General features: G+C 73.3%; 19 protein-coding genes and 1 pseudogene. 9 read left to right on the top strand and 11 right to left on the bottom strand.

Annotated elements, in window-relative coordinates; genetic code table 11:
• The first annotated feature begins 138 nt into the window (after window positions 1-138).
• Both BXA10_RS05205 and BXA10_RS05200 read left to right on the top strand, forming a co-directional pair.
• Entirely contained in the window at window positions 139-339 is a 201-nt protein-coding gene (locus BXA10_RS05205) for a hypothetical protein (RefSeq protein ID WP_076468044.1), read from the top strand.
• Window positions 339-1,136, top strand: coding sequence for a site-2 protease family protein (locus BXA10_RS05200; protein ID WP_076468042.1), 798 nt, complete (start codon window positions 339-341; stop codon window positions 1,134-1,136). Before BXA10_RS05205 ends, BXA10_RS05200 begins: the two co-directional genes overlap by 1 nt.
• Window positions 1,137-1,181: 45 nt before the next feature.
• Here the strand turns inward: BXA10_RS05200 and BXA10_RS05195 are convergent, their stop codons facing one another.
• Both BXA10_RS05195 and BXA10_RS32020 read right to left on the bottom strand, forming a co-directional pair.
• Window positions 1,182-2,180 (bottom strand): aldo/keto reductase family protein, encoded by a 999-nt coding sequence (locus BXA10_RS05195; RefSeq protein ID WP_076468040.1) that lies wholly within the window; start codon window positions 2,178-2,180, stop codon window positions 1,182-1,184.
• Window positions 2,181-2,392: 212 nt separating this feature from the next.
• Window positions 2,393-4,120: pseudogene (locus tag BXA10_RS32020) on the bottom strand (WG repeat-containing protein); the annotation flags it as partial.
• A gap of 1,333 nt (window positions 4,121-5,453) precedes the next feature.
• Here BXA10_RS32020 and BXA10_RS31355 point away from each other — a divergent pair.
• Window positions 5,454-5,864: a hypothetical protein gene (locus BXA10_RS31355; RefSeq protein ID WP_175649095.1), complete on the top strand. Its 411-nt coding sequence runs from the start codon at window positions 5,454-5,456 to the stop codon at window positions 5,862-5,864.
• Between the two features lie 276 nt (window positions 5,865-6,140).
• Window positions 6,141-6,554, top strand: coding sequence for a hypothetical protein (locus tag BXA10_RS31350; RefSeq protein ID WP_076468036.1), 414 nt, complete (start codon window positions 6,141-6,143; stop codon window positions 6,552-6,554).
• A gap of 1,724 nt (window positions 6,555-8,278) precedes the next feature.
• Here the strand turns inward: BXA10_RS31350 and BXA10_RS05170 are convergent.
• From BXA10_RS05170 to nadA, 4 genes are all read right to left on the bottom strand, one after another.
• Window positions 8,279-8,830 (bottom strand): helix-turn-helix domain-containing protein, encoded by a 552-nt coding sequence (locus tag BXA10_RS05170; protein ID WP_076468032.1) that lies wholly within the window; start codon window positions 8,828-8,830, stop codon window positions 8,279-8,281.
• 121 nt (window positions 8,831-8,951) lie between these two features.
• The gene (locus BXA10_RS05165; protein ID WP_076468030.1) at window positions 8,952-9,554 is read right to left on the bottom strand and encodes a DUF3043 domain-containing protein; all 603 of its coding nucleotides are present in this window, start codon (window positions 9,552-9,554) and stop codon (window positions 8,952-8,954) included.
• Window positions 9,555-9,628: 74 nt separating this feature from the next.
• The gene (gene murA, locus BXA10_RS05160) at window positions 9,629-10,984 is read right to left on the bottom strand and encodes a UDP-N-acetylglucosamine 1-carboxyvinyltransferase (protein ID WP_076468028.1); all 1,356 of its coding nucleotides are present in this window, start codon (window positions 10,982-10,984) and stop codon (window positions 9,629-9,631) included.
• A gap of 213 nt (window positions 10,985-11,197) precedes the next feature.
• Window positions 11,198-12,397: a quinolinate synthase NadA gene (gene nadA, locus BXA10_RS05155; protein WP_076468311.1), complete on the bottom strand. Its 1,200-nt coding sequence runs from the start codon at window positions 12,395-12,397 to the stop codon at window positions 11,198-11,200.
• Between the two features lie 68 nt (window positions 12,398-12,465).
• Here nadA and BXA10_RS05150 point away from each other — a divergent pair, with 68 nt between their 5' ends.
• The 3 genes from BXA10_RS05150 to BXA10_RS05140 all read left to right on the top strand — a co-directional run bounded on the left by BXA10_RS05150 (window position 12,466) and on the right by BXA10_RS05140 (window position 15,268).
• Window positions 12,466-13,611, top strand: coding sequence for a glycerate kinase family protein (locus BXA10_RS05150; protein ID WP_076468026.1), 1,146 nt, complete (start codon window positions 12,466-12,468; stop codon window positions 13,609-13,611).
• Between the two features lie 154 nt (window positions 13,612-13,765).
• A complete protein-coding gene (gene erpA, locus BXA10_RS05145; protein ID WP_076468024.1) occupies window positions 13,766-14,134 on the top strand; it encodes an iron-sulfur cluster insertion protein ErpA in 369 nt (122 codons plus the stop codon).
• Between the two features lie 156 nt (window positions 14,135-14,290).
• Entirely contained in the window at window positions 14,291-15,268 is a 978-nt protein-coding gene (locus tag BXA10_RS05140; RefSeq protein WP_076468022.1) for a carbohydrate kinase family protein, read from the top strand.
• Between the two features lie 22 nt (window positions 15,269-15,290).
• On the opposite strand, the gene BXA10_RS05135 is transcribed toward BXA10_RS05140, so the two are convergent.
• Both BXA10_RS05135 and BXA10_RS05130 read right to left on the bottom strand, forming a co-directional pair.
• Window positions 15,291-15,524, bottom strand: a complete 234-nt coding sequence (locus BXA10_RS05135; protein WP_076468020.1) for a sulfurtransferase TusA family protein — start codon at window positions 15,522-15,524, stop codon at window positions 15,291-15,293.
• Complete coding sequence (locus BXA10_RS05130; protein WP_076468018.1) at window positions 15,521-16,672, bottom strand: cysteine desulfurase family protein; 1,152 nt, start codon at window positions 16,670-16,672, stop codon at window positions 15,521-15,523. Before BXA10_RS05130 ends, BXA10_RS05135 begins: the two co-directional genes overlap by 4 nt.
• Before the next feature lie 199 nt (window positions 16,673-16,871).
• Between BXA10_RS05130 and ctaC the strand changes: the two genes are divergently transcribed.
• Entirely contained in the window at window positions 16,872-17,831 is a 960-nt protein-coding gene (ctaC, locus tag BXA10_RS05125; RefSeq protein WP_076468017.1) for an aa3-type cytochrome oxidase subunit II, read from the top strand.
• A gap of 10 nt (window positions 17,832-17,841) precedes the next feature.
• Window positions 17,842-18,267: a cytochrome c oxidase subunit 4 gene (locus tag BXA10_RS05120; protein WP_076468015.1), complete on the top strand. Its 426-nt coding sequence runs from the start codon at window positions 17,842-17,844 to the stop codon at window positions 18,265-18,267.
• A gap of 590 nt (window positions 18,268-18,857) precedes the next feature.
• Here the strand turns inward: BXA10_RS05120 and BXA10_RS05115 are convergent.
• From BXA10_RS05115 to BXA10_RS05105, 3 genes are all read right to left on the bottom strand, one after another.
• A complete protein-coding gene (locus BXA10_RS05115) occupies window positions 18,858-19,061 on the bottom strand; it encodes a hypothetical protein (protein ID WP_076468014.1) in 204 nt (67 codons plus the stop codon).
• Window positions 19,062-19,229: 168 nt separating this feature from the next.
• Window positions 19,230-20,276 carry an anthranilate phosphoribosyltransferase gene (gene trpD, locus BXA10_RS05110; RefSeq protein WP_076468012.1) on the bottom strand — a complete coding sequence of 349 codons (1,047 nt, stop codon included), beginning with the start codon at window positions 20,274-20,276 and terminating at the stop codon, window positions 19,230-19,232.
• Between the two features lie 86 nt (window positions 20,277-20,362).
• Window positions 20,363-20,758, bottom strand: coding sequence for a response regulator (locus BXA10_RS05105; RefSeq protein ID WP_076468010.1), 396 nt, complete (start codon window positions 20,756-20,758; stop codon window positions 20,363-20,365).
• Window positions 20,759-20,781 lie beyond the last annotated feature (23 nt).

The raw sequence follows: 20,781 nt of genomic DNA, 5'->3' as shown, positions 1-20,781 counted from the left end.
CGTACCGGCAGGCGCGGACCCGGTTATCGACGCCCGTACGACCGCCCGACGGGCGAGCGAGCGGCCGTCGCGCGCCAGGGCGACTACGCTTGCGAGGGTTCATCCCATGGGGACCACAGCGGCGAGGGGAGACGCGGCATGGCGTGGAGCTGGCGGTACGAGGGCACGGACGGCCAGCCGGTGCAGGGCCCGGCGGAGTCGTTCGGCAGCCAGGCCGACGCCGAGTCCTGGATCGGTCAGGTCTGGCGCGAGCTCGCGTCGTCCGGCGTCACCTCGGTCGCGCTCGTCGACGACGACCGGGTCGAGTACCGGATGAGCCTGCTGCCCACAGCCGAGTGATGGCCACCGTGCGCCAGGGCGGGGAGTCGCTGATACTCGGCGTGCCACGGGCGGCGTTCCGGCCGAGCCCCATCTTCGTCGCCCTGGTGGCGCTCTTCGTGACCACCGGGGTGCTCGCCTGGAACGAGGTCGGCAACGTCCGGCTGGACGTCTTCGGGTTCGTGGTCTCCGGTTGGCTGGTGTCGCTCTGCCTGCACGAGTACGCCCACGCGATCGTCGCCTTCCGGGCCGGCGACCGTAGCGTCGCGCACCGCGGCTACCTGACCCTCAACCCGCTGAAGTACAGCCACCCGTTGCTGTCCATAGCGTTGCCGGTGCTGGTGGTGCTGCTCGGCGGCATCGGGCTGCCGGGCGGTGCGGTCTGGGTGGACCGGCACGCCATTCCGGGACGGCTGCGGCACACCCTGGTCAGCCTCGCCGGACCGGCCACCAACGTGGTGTTCACGCTGGTGCTCGTGCTGGTGTTGCGGGTCGGCACCGGCGCCGGCGGGTCTGTCGAGTTCTGGGCCGGCGTGGCGCTGTTGACGTTCCTCCAGCTCACGGCGAGTGCACTCAACCTGCTGCCGGTGCCGGGGCTGGACGGCGGAAACATGATTCAGCCCTGGCTGAACCAGCAGTGGCGCCGGATGTACGACCTCTTCGCCCCGTACGGATTCATCCTGCTGTTCGCGCTGCTGTGGAATCCACGGATCAGCGGCTGGTTCTTCGACGTGGTCTTCACCGTCGGCGAGGTGCTCGGCCTGCCGTCCTGGCTCTACGCCGACGGGCTCGACCTGATCCGCTTCTGGCAGGGCTGACGGGCCGGTCCGGCCGGGCTGACGCGCCGGCCGGACCGGAGGGCGTCACGGGCGCTGCGCCGGGCTCTCGGTCTTGGCCGGGTCGCGCTCGGTGATCGGGTCGAGGATCTCGTCGATCTTCTTGAGCAGGTCGGCGTCGAGCTTCACGCCGGCCGCCTTGACGTTGTCGTACACCTGCTCGGGGCGGGACGCGCCGATGATCGCCGAGGAGACGTTCGGGTTCTGCAGCACCCAGGCGATGGCGAGCTGGGGCATGGTGAGCCCGGCCTGCTCGGCCAGCGGCCGGAGCTGCTGCACCCGGGTCAGCACCTCGTCGTTGAGGAAACGCGCGATGAAGTTCGCCCCGGACTTCTCGTCGGTGGCGCGGGAACCGGCCGGTGGCGGCTGGCCCGGCAGGTACTTGCCGGAGAGCACGCCCTGGGCCATCGGCGACCAGACGATCTGGCCGACGCCCAGCTCCTCGCTGGTGGGTACGACCTCGCCCTCGATGACCCGCCACAGCATCGAGTACTGCGGCTGGTTGGAGATCAGCGAGATCTTCAGCTCACGGGCGAGCTTGTGCGCCTCGCGGATCTGGGACGCCTTCCACTCGGAGACGCCGATGTAGTGCGCCTTGCCGGAGTGCACGACGTCGGCGAAGGCCTCCATCGTCTCCTCCAGCGGCGTGCTGTAGTCGTACCGGTGGGCCTGGTACAGGTCCACGTAGTCGGTCTGCAGCCGGCGCAACGAGCCGTTGATCGACTCCATGATGTGCTTGCGGGACAGGCCCCGGTCGTTGCGGCCCGGGCCGGTCGGCCAGTACACCTTGGTGAAGAGTTCGATGCCCTCGCGCCGCTCACCCTTCAGGGCACGGCCGAGCACCTCCTCGGCCTTCGTGCCGGCGTACACGTCGGCGGTGTCGAAGGTGGTGATGCCGGCGTCGAGCGCGGCCCGTACGCAGGCGAGGGCGGCGTCCTCCTCGACCTGCGAGCCGTGGGTGATCCAGTTGCCGTACGAGATCTCGCTGACCAGAAGGCCGGAGCGGCCCAGGTGACGGAATTCCATGACCTCGACCCTAACCCTGATCTCCGGCTGCCTACCCCCCCGCCGTCCTCCGGTGTGTGTCGTCCCTCGTCCGCACGGGTTCGCCCGGGTGCCGACGGCGGTGGCGCACACCGGGTGGGCCTGGCGGGGTGCGGGCCGGCGACCGCCGGTCGGGCGGTAGCAGTCGAACTGCTCGGGCCGCCGCCGGCCGCCGGGTCGTCGCCGTAGACCCGCTAGAGCACCGGGTTGGTGTCGGCGAGCAGGCGCTCGATCTCGTCGAGCACGTCCTCCGGTGTGCGGTGCACCGGCTCTATCAGTGGATTCCCGCGTCGATCGAGCGCGCCCCACCGCCCGGTGCCCGTACCCACCAGGAAGGCGACCGGATGCACGACCAGCACCGGATGCACCGGCTGCACGATCATGTTGCCGGTGTGGTCCACCACACCGTGCCGGCCGGCCAACTCGATCACGGCTAGTCCCTCGTCGGTGAAGCCGTCGATGAGCCGACCGTCGGCCATGGCCGTGCGGAAACCGTGGTACTTCGTCGGCACGACGATCTGGCCGGACCGGTCGACAGCGCCCCAACCGTCGCGCCGGACCGCCGCCACGCCCCGGCGGAACGGCCGTACGTCGGCGAACCCGGGCGGAACGACCACGTCGCCGGTCGGGTCGATGGCCAGCCAGCCCTCGGCGGCGTTCCGGAGCACCCAGGCCAGCCCGTCGGAGAACGGACGGGCCGCGAGGTACGAGGGCTGGATCACCGTGGTACCGGTGAGCGCGATCAGCGACCAGCGGTCGGTGTCGGGCCGGCGTACCCAGGCCAGCCCCTCGCGGAACTGCTGGGTCTCGGCGTACCGGGCCGGGATGACCAGGTCGCCCTCCGGGTCGGTGTAGCCCCACAGCGCGCCGTCGCGTGCGGGCACCGGGGGTTGGATCCGCTCCAGGACCTCGTCGCGGCTGCGCGGGTACGGCCCGAAGCCCTCCGCCGCCCGCTCGGCGATCGCGTCGAGCGCGACCCGGACCCGGGCCAGCAGCTCGGCATCCCCGGCACCGCGCAGGTCGAGCGCCCGCTCGAAGTGCTGGCAGGCCTCCATGAACCGGCCCTGGTCGACGCAGGATCGTCCGGCGTGCTCGTGCAGCGCGGCGCGCAGCCGGTCCGGCAACTCGGGCGAGGTGGCCCGGGCGAACAGCTGGTCGGCCTCCACGAACTCGCCGCGCCAGCGGAGCACCTGCGCCAGCCGGGCCTGGGCGAGCGCGATCCGGCGTAGCTCGCCTGTCGCTTCCGCGTACGTGAGGGCGAGCCGCGCGTCGGCGAGGGCGTCGTCGAGTTCCCCGAGGACGCGGGTGGCCACGGCACGGAGGCTGAGCAGCCGGGCGCGGGCCCGGTTGTCGACGGCCGTACCCAGCTTCTCGGTGAGCCGCCGTCGGATGATCCGCAGCTCCTCGGGGTCGTCCACGACCTCCCGGAGCGTCACCGGGTCGATCTGCCAGCGGTAGCTCGCCAACACCTGCTCGGGGTCGCCCTGCTCGGCGGCCATCGGCGCGGCGGGCGGGGCGGACACGGACGACGCCGGTGGCGCGGCGGCCGGTTCGGCGGGCTGCTCGGACTCCCGGCCGGTCAGGGGCGCGGCGTCGGTGCCGGCGGCCGGTTCGGCGGGTCGCTCGGACTCTGGCCCGGCTGGTGGCGCGGTCGGTCGCTCGGACTCTGGCGCGGTGGGTGGCGTGGAGACCGGTCCGGCCGCCGGCGTGGCGGTCGGGCCGGTCGAGCGACCGGATTCCGGCTCGGACCCGACAGTGGTCGAGTGCGGCGAGACGGATCCGGGTGGCGCGGACACCGGACGCGCCGAAGCGGCGGAGGCCGGCGCGGCGGCGGAGCCGGGCTGCGGCGTGGGGCCGAACGTGACCGGGGGTGCGGACGCCGGCGTCGCCACGGGTTGCGTCGGTGGTGTCACCCGATCGGGCGCGGGCCCGCCCGGACCCGGCACCGTCGCGTCGGCCGGCACCGTCGCGTCGGCCGGCGCCGTCGCGGACGAGGCGGCGGGAGCGGTCGGAGGTGTCCCATCCAGCCCGCCAGCTGCCACCTCCGCCTCGTCCACCTCCGCGTCGTCCGCGCCGGCTGGCGTGCTCGCCGACGGAGCCGGTGCCGAGGAGTCCGGCTCGGTGGGTGACGCGGAGGTCTGGCGCGGGGTGGTTGTCGCGGCGGGAAAGCCCCCGGCGGTCTGAGCGCCGGCCGTTTCCGTGCCGCCCGTCCCCGTGCCGCCCGTCTTCAGAACCGTCTCCGGGACGGCCGTTTCGCGGGCGACCGCCTCGGGGGCGACCGCCGCCGTGCGGGGCGGCTCCGGGATGACCGTCGCCGTGCGGGGCGGCTCCGGGACGACCGTCGCCGTGCGGGGCGGCTCCGGCACGGCGGGCACCTGCACGGCCGGACCGGGTACGGCCGGAGCCGCGACGGGCTGCGCTGGTGCTGACGGCGCGGGGACCGGACCCGCCGGCGCGGGCGGCGCCGAGACCGGCTGTGCCGAGAGCGGTGGTGCTGAGACCGGCTGAGCTTGGATCGGCTGCGCTGAGACCGGTGGCGCTGGGATCGGTGGTGCTGAGACGGGCCGCGCTGGGATCGGCGGCGCTGAGACGGGCTGCGCCGGGTCGGGGACCGCTGCGGCGAGGTCAGCAGGGAACGACGAGGTCGAGCTGTGCTCGTCCGGTACGGACGTGGCGACGGTGCCGGACTCATCGGGTATCGGCGACCGGGTTGGCTCGCGTCCGGCACTCGGCGACGCGGCCGCCGGTGCGTCCGGCGCCGACGCGACGTCGTCCGCCGGGTCGACCTCCGCCACGTCCACGGGCGTCCCCGTGGTGGCCTCGACCGGTCCGGCCGGCGGAGCCTGCTGCGTGCCGAACTGACCGACCGTCGGTGCGGGTGCGTCGACGGGGGCGGCCGCCGGTGCCGCCGCTTCGATCGGATCGGCGGCCAGGACACCCGACTCGTCGACCATCCGGGCGGCTGGCGGGTTGACCGGAGCGTCGACCATCCCGGCGGCCGGTGGATTCACCGGCTCGTCGAGCACACTGGCCGGTCGGTTCACCGGAGCGTCGACGGGCGCGGTTGCCGGCGGTTCCGGTTCGGAGGTCGACGTCTCGACATGGCCGGCCACCGGCGGGGCGGCGGACGCGTCGTCCGATGGCTCGGGCGTGGCGGGCGGCTCCGGTGCGGCCGGCGGGTGTGGGGCGGATGCCTGCGGATCCACGGGCCGCGTCGCCGTCGATGGCGTCTGGGCCGCGGCCGGCGGATGCGGGGTGGGTGGGGTGTGGACCGGCTTCGGAGTCGAGGACGCAGGGGTGTCGCTGGTCGACCGGTCCGGCTGCACCGTCGTCCGGTCCTCGGTGTGGCCGGACGCCGACCCGGACGGCTGCGCCGCGGCCTGCTCCGACCGGCCGGTGGCCTGCTCCGACCGGCCGGTGGACGGGGTCGACTCGGGTTCGCTGGGCGTCGGTCGGGCCGGGCGGAACCAGGCGTCCGAACCACCGGCGGGCTCGGGCTCCGGCCGGTACGCGGGCGCACCCGAGGGGGGCGGTGGGACGTACACCCGTGGCGTGCCGGGTGCCGGCGGGGCGGCCGGCGCCGCTGAATCCGCAGGGGACACGGTGCTCCCGGCGGAGGAGCGTTCACCCTCGGTCGGCCGCTGCTCGGACGGTGCGCCGGGGTAGGGGTGAGCGCCTTCGACGCCCGGACGGCCCCGGTCCGGCGGCCGTTCGCCGGGCACACCTCGATCCACAGTGGATGGTCCGTCGTGGCGCGGCGGCTCGTCCGGCGTGGGCCGGTCCGCTGTACGCGGCGCGGGCGGAGCGGCCGACGGCGGGCGGGGCGGGACGGCCGGTCCAGGCGGTGGCCCCTGGACGGGGTGAGCCGTCCGGCTGGTCGCCTCGGCCGATGGAGCCGGTGCGGGCCGCGTCGGGGCCGGCGCGCCCGAGGGCGGCTCGGGGGTGGGGCGGAACTCGGGTCGCGTCCCGCTCCCCGGCGGACCGGAGACCGGCCTGTGGTGCGCGGTCGAGCCGGACGCCGGCGCCCCCGGGGTGTGGCCCGGCGGTGCGGGGGAGACGGGCGCCGACGAGACCGGTCGGGCCGGTGCGGGGGAGACGGGTGCCCCCGGGACGTGGCCGGGCGGTGCGGGGGAGACGGGCGCCGACGAGACCGGTCGCGCCGGCGCGGGTGAGATCGGTCTGTCGGGCACGCCGGACCGCGAGGGAGCCGGGTGCGCCGGTGGGGCCGCGGGTGTCGGCGGGTACGTCCTGCCGGCCGGCGCGGGCCCCGTGGGTCGGCCGCCCGTCGGGGCGGGCGAGACGGGCGGGCCGGACATCGGCATGTCCCGGGCCGGTGCGGCGGCGGCCGGCGGGTAGGGCCGGCCGGGCGCGCGTTGTGTGTCGTCGTACCGGGGCGGCAGCTCCTGCCGTCCGGCGCCGTGAGGCGATGCCTCGGGCTCGACCGGCCGGCGTGGTTCCGGTCGCGGTTCGCCGCGCTGTGCCGGGTCCCGGCCGGGGCGCGCTGGTCCCGGCGGCCAGGACGCCGCCCGTGCCTCGGGCTCGGGTCGCGGCCACCCTTCGCGGTGCGTCTCCGGCCGGCCCTGCTCGCGCGTACGCCGATCGGCGTACGGGTCGGTGTAGCCGGCCGCCTCGCGGGGCTGCCCGCGCCGGTCCGGCTCGGGACGCGGATGCCCGCCACGGTCGTACGCACGATCGTCCTCGTGATGCGGGCGGCCGGGCCGGTCGTGGTCGGGACGGCGGGGGTGCTCGTCGTCGTCGCGGGGTCGCGCGGCGGGGCGCTGCGGCCCGTCCTCGTAGCGTGGCCGGTCGTCGTAGCGCGGGCCGCGTGCGTCGTCGGGGTGCCGGGCGTGTTCCGGGTGGCGTGGCCGCTCCGCACGGCCGGGCGGGTCGTGCCGGAGGTCGTCCGGGCGCCGGTCCCGATCCGGGGCGTGACCCCACGGGTAGCGTGTGCGGCCGCCGACGGGCGGGCGTCCCTCGTGGCCGGCGGACGGCCGCCCACCGTCGTATCGGCGGGACGGCTCCTCGTCCGGCTCGGGCATCCAACCCGGCTGGGGAGAGCGGGGCGCGGGGGAGACCGGCCGGGCGGGCGGATACCCCGGGTTGCGTTCGGCGTGGTGCGCGCGGGTGTCCGGTGTCGGCCCTCGCTCCCAGGCGTTCTCCCGGGTGCCGCGATCCTCGCCGCGCGAGCGGCGGTCGGCCCACTCGGTGCGGCCGTCCGGGTCCCGGCGGCGCATCGACGGTCGCTCGTCGGGCCAGGCTGGTTCGGCGTGCGGCGTGCGGTACGGCTCGTCGTCGTACCGGCGTCCGTCGGCGCGGTCCGGCCGGCGGTCCCAGCCGTGCGGCTCCTCCTCCGGCGTCGGCTCGTCGGCCCAGGACCGGCCCACGTACGTGCCGTCGGGCCGGGTCGGGGCGAGCGGCGGCACGTCGGCGCGGCCGACCACGGCGGCCCGGCCGCGGGGTGGTGGTGTGTACTGCGCGCCGATGTCGCCGGGGTAACGCTGACCAGGGAACTGCGGGTGCCACTCGTGGGTCGGTTCGACCATCCAGGACGGTTCGGCCGGGTCCTGCCACCGGTCTGCGTACCGGCTGCTCATCCGGCGTGCCTGTCGCCTCGCCCGGGGTGCGTGCCGGTGCCGGTCCGACGCCGTCCGGCCGGGGCCGCGACAGGGTGACCGCCGGACGCCGGGCCGCCGAGGACCGCGCTCCGGTGGCCGGCTCGCGTCCGCTCGCTCACGGCGTTGTCACCTCGTTGCCAATTGTCGCGCTGGGCACCCGACCCGCCGGCGGACTTCGCCGTTCCGGCAGGGTGTGGCTGCGGATGGAGGGTAGCGGCGTGGGCTCGCCCAACGCCACTGTGGCACCGTTCACTACCTCAAACGTTATCCTACTGTTCCGGACATTTTGGGCGATAGCCGCATCCGGCCTCCGACGATACTCCACCTGCCGGCGAGTGGGTCTGGGCGGGATCGTCCACCACTGTGGATGTCGCCGCTTCCGCGTCTCCTGGGGACGAGCGCGCCGGTCGCGGTTGGAGCGCCGGTTCCGGGTCGATGCGGCGGCCGGAGTCGGCCGGGCGCGCGTCAGGGGTGTTCCAGCACCAGCACCGCGAAGGTGTCCTGCGCCAGCGCCTCGTACTGGTGCGGAGTGTCGGCCGGGAACGCCGCGTAGTCGCCGGGGCCCAACTCGACCAGCTCCGACTCGGGGCCGACCCGCAGCCGCCCGGCGGCCACCACGACGTGCTCCACGCTGTGCGGGGTGTGCGCCTCCGCCCGGCCCACCGCACCGGGCTCCAGCCGGATGAGGTAGAGGTCGCGGCGTACCTCGGCCGAGCCGGCGCTGAGCAGGGCCCCGGCGAAGTCCGCGTGCTCGGAGCGGATCCGGGGACCCTCGCCGGCCGGAATCACCCGCACCTCGTGCGGGTGCGTCTCGACCAGCCGGGCGAGCGGTACGCCGAGCGCGTCCGCGAGCGCCCAGAGCGTACTCACGTCCGGATTGCCGTCCGTCGACTCGAGCTGGGCGAGGGTGGACTCGGAGAGCCCGGCCCGGCGGGCCAGATCGGCCAGCGACAGGCCGGCCCGCTCCCGTTCCCGACGCAGCGCGGCGGCGATGTCGGGCAGCGGGGGAGCGGGCATGGGTCACTCCGTTGATCTCGGTAGCGCATTACGCATGGTGAACCATACGTACGCTACCGCGAACGGAGGGTGATGGGACGTCGCTCGCCCGCGTCACCGCACCCGGCGATGCCGCTCTGCGTCAGACCCGATCGCCGATGTTGACCTGCGGCTGCGGCGTCCGCATCCGGCGGAAGGTGATCGACCGCATGATCGCGTACAGGTAGAGCGAGCCCATGCGCTGGCCGGTGTCGGGGTAACGCTCACGGACCAGCTTCCCGATCTTGCGCGAGATGAGGATCGAGTCGACCACCACGCCGAGGGCCAGCACACCCCAGAGCAGGTTGGAGATCAGCCGGACCAGCGGCGGCATCGCGGCGTTCGACCCGAGCAGCACGATCAGCGCGCCGCCGAAGAACCAGGTGCCGACGTTACGCCGGGAGTCGACCACGTTGCGGGCCAGCAGCCGCTCGGGGCCCCGGTCGCGGGGACCGCCCTCGCGGCGGAACTCGGCAGCCGCCTCGGCGCGCAGCTCCCGGCGACGCTCCCGCGCCTCCTCCTTGGTGAGCGGCTTGCTGGGGGCGCCGCCCGGGCGCCGGCCCACGCTCGGCCGCTTCGGCGTCTCGCGCCCCTTGGCGGGCGTGTAGCCGCGCGGGTGGGCGGACTCGGACTCCTCGTCGGGCGTCACCGAGGTGACGGCCTCGTCGGCGAGGTCGGTGGGCTTACGGCGAAACAGCGACGGCACGGGGAAAGGGTAGCCAAACGAGGGCGCCCGGTGCACATCGCGGTGCACCGGGCGCGAACTCGAGGTTCCCGACGTTACGGACGCTCGGCGTGGGCGCCCAGGTCGGCGAGCTTCGCCTCGAAGTCCTCGTAGCCGCGGTTGATCAGGTCGACGCCGTACACCCGGGAGGTGCCCTCGGCGGCCAGCGCCGCGATCAGGTGGCTGAACCCGGCCCGCAGGTCCGGGATGACCAGGTCGGCCGCGTGCAGCTTGCTCGGACCGGCGATGACCGCCGAATGCTTGAAGTTGCGCCGACCGAAGCGGCACGGGGTGCCACCGAGGCAGTCGCGGTAGACCTGGATGTTGGCGCCCATCGAGTTCAGCGCCTCGGTGTAGCCCAGCCGCTGCTCGTAGACCGTCTCGTGGACGATCGACAGCCCGCGGGCCTGGGTGAGCGCCACCACCAGGGGCTGCTGCCAGTCGGTCATGAAGCCGGGGTGCACGTCGGTCTCCAGCGCGACCGACTTCAGCTCCCCGCCCGGGTGCCAGAACCGGATGCCGCCCTCCTGGCCCGGCCGGCCGTCGCGCGGCGGCCGCAGGTCGGTCACCTCGTACTCGCCGCCGACGGACCGGAAGATGTTGAGGAAGGTCATCATGTCGGCCTGCTGGGCGCCCAGCACCTCGACGTGACCACGGGTGGCCAGCGCCGCGGCCGCCCAGCTCGCGGCCTCGATCCGGTCCGGGATCGGCCGGTGGGTGTAGCCGTGCAGCTTCGGTACACCCTGGATCTCGATCACCCGGTCGGTGTGCACCTTGATGATCGCGCCCATCTTCTGCAGGACGCAGATCAGGTCGAGGGTCTCCGGCTCCACCGCCGCGTTGCGCAGCTCGGTGACGCCCTCGGCCATCACCGCGGTGAGCAGCACCTGCTCGGTCGCGCCCACACTCGGGTACGGCAGCGAGAACTTGGTGCCACGCAGGCCGTTCGGCGCGGAGAGGTGCAGGCCCTCCGGCCGCTTGTCGACCGTGGCGCCGAACTCGCGCAGCGCCTGCAGGTGGAAGTCGATCGGGCGCGGCCCGATGTGGCAACCACCGAGGTCCGGGATGAAGGCGTGCCCGAGCCGGTGCAGCAGCGGCCCGCAGAACAGGATCGGGATACGGCTCGACCCGGCGTGCACGTTGATCTGGTCGGTGCTGGCGCTCTCGACGTTGGCGGGGTCGAAGACGAGCTCGCCCTCCTCCTCGCCGTCGGTCACCTTGACCCCGTGCAACCCGAGCAGGCCCCGGACCACCTCGACGTCGCGGATCTTCGGCACGTCGAACAGCCGGCTCGGGGTGTCGCCGAGCAGCGCGGCGACCATCGCCTTGGAGACCAGGTTCTTCGCGCCGCGCACGCGGATCCGCCCTTCAAGCGGAGTGCCTCCGTGCACGACCAGGACGTCGTCGGTCAACGCAACCTCCAGCGCGTCGGTGCTGCCGTGTTGATGGTGGGGCCAATGGTGCTCATCGCTACCCCGGATGCGGTCAGGTCAAAACGGACCCGCCTGCGTCGTTGCTCCGGCAGCATAGTCCTCGGTGGCGAGAATGGAACCGGTCACACCACCCGCAGAGTGTTAAACCGGTGATCCCGCACTAATGGGTATCAACGACGCTACGGAACGTGATCAGTTGGCGGTCGGGGCCGAGGCGCCGACGCCGGGAAGCGCCAGCATCTGGTCCAGCGCCGCGCGGGCGTGCCCGGCGGTGTCCGGATCCACGGTGATCTGGTTCACCACCCGACCGGCCACCAGCTCCTCCAGCGCCCAGACCAGGTGCGGCAGGTCGATGCGGTTCATGGTCGAGCAGTAGCAGACCGCCCGGTCCAGGAACATGATCTGCTTGTCCGGGTGCGCGAGGGCGAGCCGGCGGACCAGGTTGAGCTCGGTGCCGACCGCCCACGCCGAGCCGGCCGGGGCCGCCTCGATGGTCTTGATGATGTACTCGGTCGAGCCGACGTGGTCGGCCGCGGTCACCACCTCGTGCCGGCACTCCGGGTGGACGAGCACGTTCACCCCCGGCACCCGCTCGCGGACGTCGTTCACGCTGTCGAGGGTGAACCGGCCGTGCACCGAGCAGTGCCCGCGCCAGAGGATCATCTTCGCGTCGCGCAGTTGCTCCGGCGTCAGCCCGCCGTTGGGCTTGTGCGGGTCGTAGAGCACGCAGTCGTCGAGCGAGTAGCCCATCTCCAGCACGGCCGTGTTGCGGCCGAGGTGCTGGTCGGGCAGGAAGAGCACCTTCGAACCCTGCTCGAAGGCCCAGTCCAGGGCGCGCTTGGCGTTGGAGGAGGTGCAGACCACACCCCCGTGCCGGCCGACGAAGCCCTTGATGTCGGCCGACGAGTTCATGTACGTGACGGGCACCGTCTCCTCGGCGATACCCAGCTCGGTGAGCACGTCCCAGGCCGCCTCGACCTGACCGAGCACGGCCATGTCGGCCATCGAGCACCCGGCGGCCAGGTCGGGCAGGATCACCTTCTGGCTGTCGGTGGTGAGGATGTCGGCGCTCTCGGCCATGAAGTGCACGCCGCAGAAGACGATGTACTCCGCGTCCGGCCGGGCCGCCGCCTCACGCGCCAACTTGAACGAGTCACCTGTCACGTCGGCGAACTGGATCACCTCGTCGCGCTGGTAGTGATGCCCCAGCACGAACACCTTGCTGCCCAACGCCGCCTTCGCCGCCGCTGCCCGGGCCACCAGGTCGGGGTCACTGGGCGCCGGAAGGTCGCCCGGACACTCCACCCCGCGCTCGGTGGCCGGGTCGCTTCCCCGCCCGAGCAGCAGCAGTGCCGTGGCCGTGTTGGAGGGTTCTACCCAGGTGGAAGTCACGTAGGCCATGGTCCCACAGCGCGAACGGTGCGCAGCTTCCGCCGGTGTGTGCTGCCACACTGCTCGGCATGCGCGTGCTGCTCTGCCCGGACAAGTTCGCCGGCACCCTGTCCGCCCCCGAGGTGGCCACCGCGGTCGCTGCCGGTTGGCGCGAGATCGCCGAGCGTGACGAACTCCTGATCCGACCGCTCGCCGACGGCGGGCCCGGCTTCGTCGACGTGCTCGCCGACGCGCTCGGCGGCCACCGGGTGGCGGTGCCGATCGTCGATCCGCTCGGACGTCCGGCGGCCGGTGAGATCCTGCTCACCGCCGACGGCACCGCCTACGTCGAGAGCGCCCAGGCGTGCGGTTTGCACCTGCTCGCCCCACCCGAGCGCGACCCGAAGGCGACCACCTCCTTCGGGCTCGGTCTGCTGATCGCCGCGGCGGTCGAGCGCGGGGCCGGGCGCGTGGTCGTCGGGCTCGGCGGCTCGGCCACCAACGACGCAGGAGCGGGCATGCTCACCGCCCTGGGCGTCACGCCGCTGGACGAGGCGGGTCTGGCTCTGCCGTACGGCGGTGCGGCGCTGGCCGCCGTCGCCGGGCTCGACGGGGCGCCCCGGCTGCGCGGTGTCGACCTCGTCGCCGCCACCGACGTCGACAACCCGCTGCTCGGGTTGCACGGCGCGAGCAACGTCTTCGGCCCGCAGAAGGGCGCGGACAGGGCCGACGTGCTGTTGCTGGACAGCGCGCTGGAACGCTTCGCGATGGTGCTGGAACGGGACCTGCCCGGTTGCCCGGCGTCGCTCGGTGCGCTTCCGGGTGGCGGGGCCGCCGGCGGGACAGGCGCGGCGATCCTCGCCCTCGGCGGGCGTTGTGAGTCGGGCATCGGCCTGGTCACTCGGGCCATCGGCCTCGACGCCGCGTTGGACGCCGTCGATCTGGTGATCACGGGCGAGGGTTCGTTCGACCACCAGTCGCTGCGCGGCAAGGTGGTGGCCGGTGTGGCCGGGGCGGCGCGGGACCGGGGGCTGCCCTGCGTGGTGCTGGCCGGTCAGGTGAGCACCGGCCGCCGGGAGGCGGCCGCGGCCGGGGTCACCGACGCGTACAGCCTGGTGGAACACTTCGGGGGCGACGAGCGCGGCCTCGCGGAGGCGCTCAGCCGGCCCGCCGACGGACTGCGGGAGCTCGGCGCGCGGCTGGCCGGGCAGTGGAGCCGAGCACGGCGGGTGTGACCCACGCCGCCCGAGGTGACCCCCGGGTCACGTCCAGGGGTCAACGGCGCCCGGACCGGCCTACAATCAGAAATTGGACCACAGTGGGAATCGCTGACCGGCGGGTGACGTTGGTCGGGACGACCACACCACGAGCGCGCAGGGAGAATTCCACGTGACCACGCCAGCGCAGACCGAGTCGACCGAGGCCAAGGCCCCTACCACCGTCGTCCTCACCGACGTCGCGGCGCAGAAGGTCAAGGCCCTGATCGAGCAGGAGGGCCGCGACGACCTGCGGCTCCGCGTCGCGGTGCAGCCGGGCGGCTGTTCCGGCCTGCGGTACCAGCTCTTCTTCGACGAGCGCTCCCTCGACGGTGACATCGTCACCGACTTCGACGGTGTCGAGGTCGTCGTGGACCGGATGAGCGCCCCCTACCTGGCCGGTGCCACCATCGACTTCGCCGACCGGATCGACGCCCAGGGCTTCACCATCGACAACCCCAACGCGGGCAGCTCCTGCGCCTGCGGTGACTCCTTCAGCTGAGTCGACCCGTACGACGACGGGGCCGCCCATCTGGGCGGCCCCGTCCTCGTTCCGGCACGGTTCACCCGCAGACGACCGTCGTCCCACCGAGCGGACACCGCACGTTTGCCGGCCCGGTAGGCTGACCGCGCCCCGCTCCCGACCTCGAGGGTTGACATGAAGATCGCGGTGACCGGCTCGATCGCCACCGACCACCTGATGAGCTTCCCCGGCCGCTTCGCCGACCAGCTCATCGCCGACCAGCTGCACAAGGTGTCGCTCTCCTTCCTGGTGGACGACCTGGTGTTGCGCCGTGGCGGCGTGGCGGCGAACATCGCGTTCGGCATGGGCCAGCTCGGCCTGCACCCGGCGCTCGTCGGCGCGGTCGGCGCCGACTTCGCCGACTACCGTTCCTGGCTGGAGCGGCACGGCGTCGACTGCGACTCGGTGCACGTCAGCGAGGTGGCGCACACCGCCCGGTTCGTCTGCACCACGGATCTCGACATGTGTCAGATCGCCTCCTTCTACGCGGGGGCGATGAGCGAGGCGCGCAACATCGAACTCGGCCCGGTGGGTGAGCGCCTCGGCGGCCTCGACCTGGTCCTGGTCGGCGCGAACGACCCCGAGGCGATGCTGCGTCACTCCGCCGAGTGCCGCGAGCGCGGTTACGCCTTCGCCGCCGACCCCTCCCAGCAACTGGCCCGGATGCCCGGTGAACACGTGGTCGCGCTGATCGACGGCGCCGACTACCTGATGACCAACGACTACGAGAAGTCGCTCCTGCAGAGCAAGGCCGGGCTCAGCGACGATCAGCTGCTCGACCGCGTCAAGGTCCGGGTCACCACGCTCGGCAAGGACGGCGTCGAGATCGCCGGGCGTGACTTCGAGACGATCCACGTGCCCATCGCCCGGGAGATCCGGGCGGTCGACCCGACCGGCGTGGGGGACGGTTTCCGCGCCGGGTTCTTCACCGCGCTCTCCTGGGGGCTCGGCCTGGAGCGGGCAGCGCAGGTGGGCTCCCTGCTGGCGACCCTGGTGCTGGAGACCGTCGGCACCCAGGAATACCAGGTGCGCCGGGATCTCTTCATCAAGCGCCTCGGCGAGTCGTACGGCGATGTGGCCGCCGACGAGGTCCGCCCCCACCTGCTGCCCTGACAGTGGGCCGAGGCGGCCGGGATCAGTGGATGCGGCGTACGTCGTAGGCGGGGCCGTCGGGGCCGGTGACCCGGGCGACGAACTCCTGTCCCCGCATCCGGCACCACGCCGGGATGTCCACCGCGGCCGCCGGATCGTCGGCGAGCAGCCGTACGACCGTGCCGACCGGCAGTTCCGGCAGGCGGCGGGCCACCGCGATCACCGGCAACGGGCAGCGCTGGCCACGGCAGTCGAGCACCTCGTCCGGCATGGTCACAGCCCCACCACCCCCGCCTCGGCCCGCAGGTCGGCGACGATCCCGGGCAGTTCGGCGAGGAACCGCTCCACGTCGGCCGCCGAGGTGTCCCGGTGCAGCGACACGCGCACGTTGCCGTGCGAGAGCACACCCATCGCCTCCAGCACGTGCGACGGGCGCAGCGTCGAGGAGGTGCACGACGAGCCGGAGGACACCGCGAAACCCCGCCGGTCAAGCGCGTGCAGCAACGCCTCGCCGTCGACGTAGAGGCAGGAGAACGTGACCAGGTGCGGCAGCCGGCGCTGCGGGTCACCGACGACCTCGACGTCCGGCACCTCCGCGGTCACCCGGGCTCGGATCCGGTCGACCAGCGGCGCCAGCCGGGCCGCTTCGGCCTCTGCCTCGGCCGCCGCCGCACGCAGGCTCGCGGCGGCGGCCACCACCGCGGGCAGGTTCAGCGCCCCGGGCGTACGACCCGACTCCCGCTCGTCGGCCGGATAGGGCGACTCCCAGCGGGTGCCCTTGCGCACCACCAGCAGACCCACCCCGGCCGGTCCGCCCCACTTGTGCGCGCTCGCGGTCAGCACGGACCAGCCCGGCGGCACCGGCACCCGGCCTACCGCCTGCGCCGCGTCGACGTAGAGAGGCACCCCGGCGTCGAGGCACGCGGCGGCCGCCTCGGCCACCGGCTGGAGGGTGCCCACCTCATGGCTGGCGGCGATCAGCGCGGCCAGCGCCACGCCCGGCGCGCGTACCTCGGCCGACCAGACCTCGAGGTCCAGGCCACCGAGCCGATCCACGGGCACCGACGCCGCCTCCCCGCCGTCGGCCACGTGCCGTTCGGCGGCGTGCAGCACCGCCGAGTGCTCGATGGCGGAGTGCACCAGCCGGCGACCGGTTCGCCGTCGACCGGCCAGGCCACCCAGCACGGCGGCGTGCGCGGCGGCGGTGCCGCTGGCGGTGAAGGACAGTTCGTCGGGACGTACGCCCAGGGTTTCGGCGGCCGCGGCCCGGGCCGCGTCGAGCAGTTGGCGCGAGCGGCGAGCCTGCGTGTAGAGCTTGCCCGGGTCGGCCCAGCCGTCCTCGAGAGCGGCGAGCAGGGCCTGCCGGGCCACCGGGTGCAGCGGCGTGGCCGTGGCGGCGTCCAGGTAGACCGGGGAAGCACTCACGGCTGATTACGCTATCTCGCCGAATGAGCCAAGATCCCCCGTTGGGGGGCGGAGAGTGACCCCAACACGGTCCAGCCGGTCATGGTCGAGTAATCTGCGACCGTCGGTGACGCCTTTGCCGCCGGTGCTGTCCGCTCCGTAAGCCGGAGGTCGGCAGGACAAGGACAGACACCGCGGCGCGCTAGGGAGGCAGGACCAGGTGGTCGCAAGGAGTTCGGAGGTACGGCCGTCGGCCGTACGGCACAACGCGGGAGCTGGCGGGGGCCGGCGGCGTGGTGCTGGTCGGCTCGCCGGGCTCGGCCTCGGCGGCGCGGCGTTGCTGTTCCTGCTCACGGGCTGTGACGTCGGCAAGACGTTCCACGGTTTCGGTTGGCCGCAGGGCGGCATCACGCCGCAGTCGCACCGGATGTACGACCTCTGGATCGCGTCCTGCATCGCGGCGCTCGCGGTCGGCGTCTTCGTGTGGTTCCTCATCTTCTGGTGCGTGATCCGCTACCGGAAGCGGGGCAACGACCTGCCGGTGCAGACCCGCTACAACATGCCGATGGAGTTCCTCTACACCATCGCGCCGATCCTCGTGGTGTCCGTGCTCTTCTACTACACGGCGGTCGTGCAGACCGACGTGAACAAGCTGAGCCGGAACCCCGACGTCACCGTCGAGGTCGTCGCGTTCAAGTGGAACTGGCAGTTCAACTACCGTGACGGTCAGGGCCCGGACGCCAACACCGTCGCGTCGACGCTCGGCACCAGCGAGGTCATCCCGATCCTCGTGCTGCCGACCGGCCGGTCCGTCCGCTTCGAGGAGACCAGCCGGGACGTCATCCACTCGTTCTGGGTGCCGGAGCTGCTGTTCAAGCGCGACGTCTTCCCCGGAAAGATCCGTAACGTGTTCGAGGTCTCCAGCCTGGACAGCGAGGGCGCCTACGTCGGGCGGTGCGCGGAGCTCTGCGGCACGTACCACGCGTTCATGAACTTCGAACTGCGGGTCGTGTCGCCGGAGAAGTACGACCAGTTCCTCGCGGCCAAGCGGGACGGCAAGACCACGCAGGAGGCGCTGTCCGCGATCGGCGAGGACCCCTACGCGCAGACCACCGAGCCGTTCGAGACCCGGCGCACGGAGCACAACTTCAACCCGGCTCCGGCCGGCGCGGGACGCTGAGGGAGCGGGCATGAAGACCGAGTGGCGTATCTTCCTGATCATCGCCGGCTTCCTCCTCGGCGCCGCCATCCTGTACGGCGCCTGGACCGCCGGTGAGGGCGGCCGGGTCGAGTGGGTCGGCACCACCGCCTTGGCGCTGTCCTTCCTCCTCTGCTCGATGTGCGGCGGCTTCTTCTGGTTCGTCTCCCGCCGGATCGACCTGCGTCCGGAGGACCGTCCGGACGCGGAGATCGCCGACGGCGCGGGCGAGGTCGGCTTCTTCAGCCCGGGCAGCTACTGGCCGCTCGGGCTGGCGCTCGCCGCCTCCATCGCCGGCCTCGGCCTCGTGTTCTGGCAGTTCTGGCTGCTCGGCGCCGGTCTGGTGGCGGTCATCTTCGCCGCCTGCGGGCTGCTCTTCGAGTACTACTCGGGCACCCGGCGCACCGCGGAGCACTGAGCCGGCCGCGTCTTGGACCACGACGAAAGCCCGCCTCTTCGGAGGCGGGCTTTCGCGTTTCCCGGGTGGGAGAACCCACCCCACCTCCTGAGCGACCCGTGCTTCCACGCGGGGTGCCGGGGTGGTGTGCCGGGCAGTGTCGAGCTGCCCCACTTCTGGGGCACACGCTGATCGCGCTCGACGTCAACGTGCGGCCCCCGGTAAGCGGCCGTTGCCGCCCGGTGTGCACCGTCCGCCGGCGTCCCGGGGACGGTCGCGACGCCACCCACCGCCGTCTCATAATCTGGGGCAGCTCGACAGCGCTCGTACGGCAATCCAACTGCGACGCCTCGGCCGCCGATGCGGCATCGGCGTCGAACAGCCGGCGAGGCTGCCGGACCGCCGGGACGACATCGCGCGGCGGCCGGGCGAAGAGCGGATGGGTCGACAGACGGCTTGTGTGGCCGTCAGAGGGTCGTGGCGGGTCCACGCAGCCCCGGGCAGGCACGGCGTGGCCGTCAGGCGGTGTGCGTGGCCCTCAGAGGGCGTGGCGGGTACGCAGCAGGTGGGGGCGTGGTCGTCAGACGTCTGGCCGGCGCGTGGCGGGAGCGTCAGGCGGCCCGGCGGGCCGGCGCGCGCTGCTCGCTCCGAGCGAGGCGAGGCGCGTGGAACGTGAACGTGGCGATCAGCAGGGCGTTGCCGCAGCGGGTGCAGACCAGCTCGGGGCAGTCGACGCCGTGCCCGTCGACGCACGGTGGCGTCTCGAACTGCTGAACGCCCTGGCAGTTGTCGCAGTACAGCTCACGGTCCGACACGGGCGCCTCCTCTCGCTGCGGTCCGCCCGGGACGACGTCCGGCCGGTCGGAGAAGGGGCCGGTCGTGGACGTGCTGCCCGAGCGAGGATGAATCACTCGCGTGTAGTTTGACACGCCCCTCCGACACGAACGGGCAGCCCGAACCCGGCGGACCGGCCGTGGCGGCGGTCAGAGCGTCTTGGCGACCTCGATCCAACGATCCAGAGTGGCGGCTGCCGCGCCGGAGTCGATCGACTCGGCGGCGCGGGCCGTTCCCGCCCGCAGCGCCTCGACGAGATCACCGTTCAACGGGCCCTGGGTGGCCAGCGCCGCCGCGGCGTTGACCAGGACCGCGTCGCGTACGGGACCGGTCTCGCCGGCCAGCACGCGGCGCGCCACGTCGGCGTTGTAGGGAGCGTCACCGCCCCGCAGGTCGGCGATGGTGGATCGGGGCACCCCCAGGTCGACCGCGTCCAGCAGCGTCTCGCGTACGGTGCCGCCCTGCGCCACCCAGACCCGGGTCGGCGCGGCGGTACTGAACTCGTCGAGCCCGTCCTCGCCCCGCATGACCAGCACCGAGTCGCCTCGGGCGGCGAACACGCCGGCCATCACCGGGGCCATCCGGGAGTCGAAGCAGCCGACCGCGCCGGCTCGGGGGCGGGCCGGGTTGCTCAACGGGCCGAGGAAATTGAACACCGTGGGCACGCCCAGCTCACGCCGGACCGGGCCGGTGTGCCGCATGCCGGGGTGGAAGCGGGCCGCGAAGCAGAAGCCGATGCCGGCCTCCGTAACGCACCGGGCGACGGCCTCCGGGCCGAGATCCAGCGGTACGCCGAGGTATTCCAGCAGATCGGCGGTGCCGCACAGGGAGGAGGCCGCGCGGTTGCCGTGCTTGACCACACGCACCCCCGCACCGGCGACCACGAGAGCGGCCATGGTGGAGATGTTCACCGTGTGGGCGAGGTCGCCACCCGTGCCGACGACGTCGAGGGCGGTGGACCGCACCTCGTCGGTCAGCGACACCGGGACCGCCCGGGTGAGCATCGCCTCGACCAGCCCGGCCAGCTCGGCCGAGGTCTCGCCCTTCGCGCGCAGTCCGACGGCGAACCCGGCGACCTGCGCGGCGCTCGCGGCGCCACTCATGATCTCGCCCATCGCCCATGCCGTGTCGGCGGTGGAGAGTTCCTCGCCGCGCAGCAGCGCGTTGAGCAGGTGCGGCCAGGTCCGATCGCCCATCGCGGGCCTCCCGAGCGTGCGGATACGGGTGGGTGAACCGGCGCCGGTCGGTCCGGCGCCGTGGGTCGGTGCCGGAGCGGGGGACGTCAGGCGGGTGCGTGCGTCCGCAGCAGCTCGGCCACCGTGTTGCCGGTGGTCACCGGGTCGAGCGGGTGCACCAGGGTGGCGTCGACCTCGGCGTACGCGGCGAGCCATCGGTCCGCGGCGCGGGCGATCACCACGCAGGTCGGGGGCGCGTCGGCCCGGTCGTCCTTGATCTGGCGGGCGATTCCGATGCCACCGCCCGGGGTCGCCTCGCCGTCGAGCAGGAGCAGGTCGATCTCGTAGTCGTCGACCAGCCGGACGACCTCCGCATAGCTGGAGGCCTCCACGAACTCGAGCTGGAGGCCGGGCGCGGGCCGGGTGCCGACGGCCAGCCGCATCCGGTCCCGGACCTGCGGGTCGTCGCTGTAGAGCACGACGGTGCACTCACGATCGCTCATCGCTAGACAGGCTCCCACCTCGT

Source organism: Micromonospora avicenniae, from assembly GCF_900156065.1.
GTDB lineage: Bacteria > Actinomycetota > Actinomycetes > Mycobacteriales > Micromonosporaceae > Micromonospora > Micromonospora avicenniae.
Note: the sequence above shows the minus strand (reverse complement) of the source record. Positions and strands in the feature narration are given on the sequence as shown.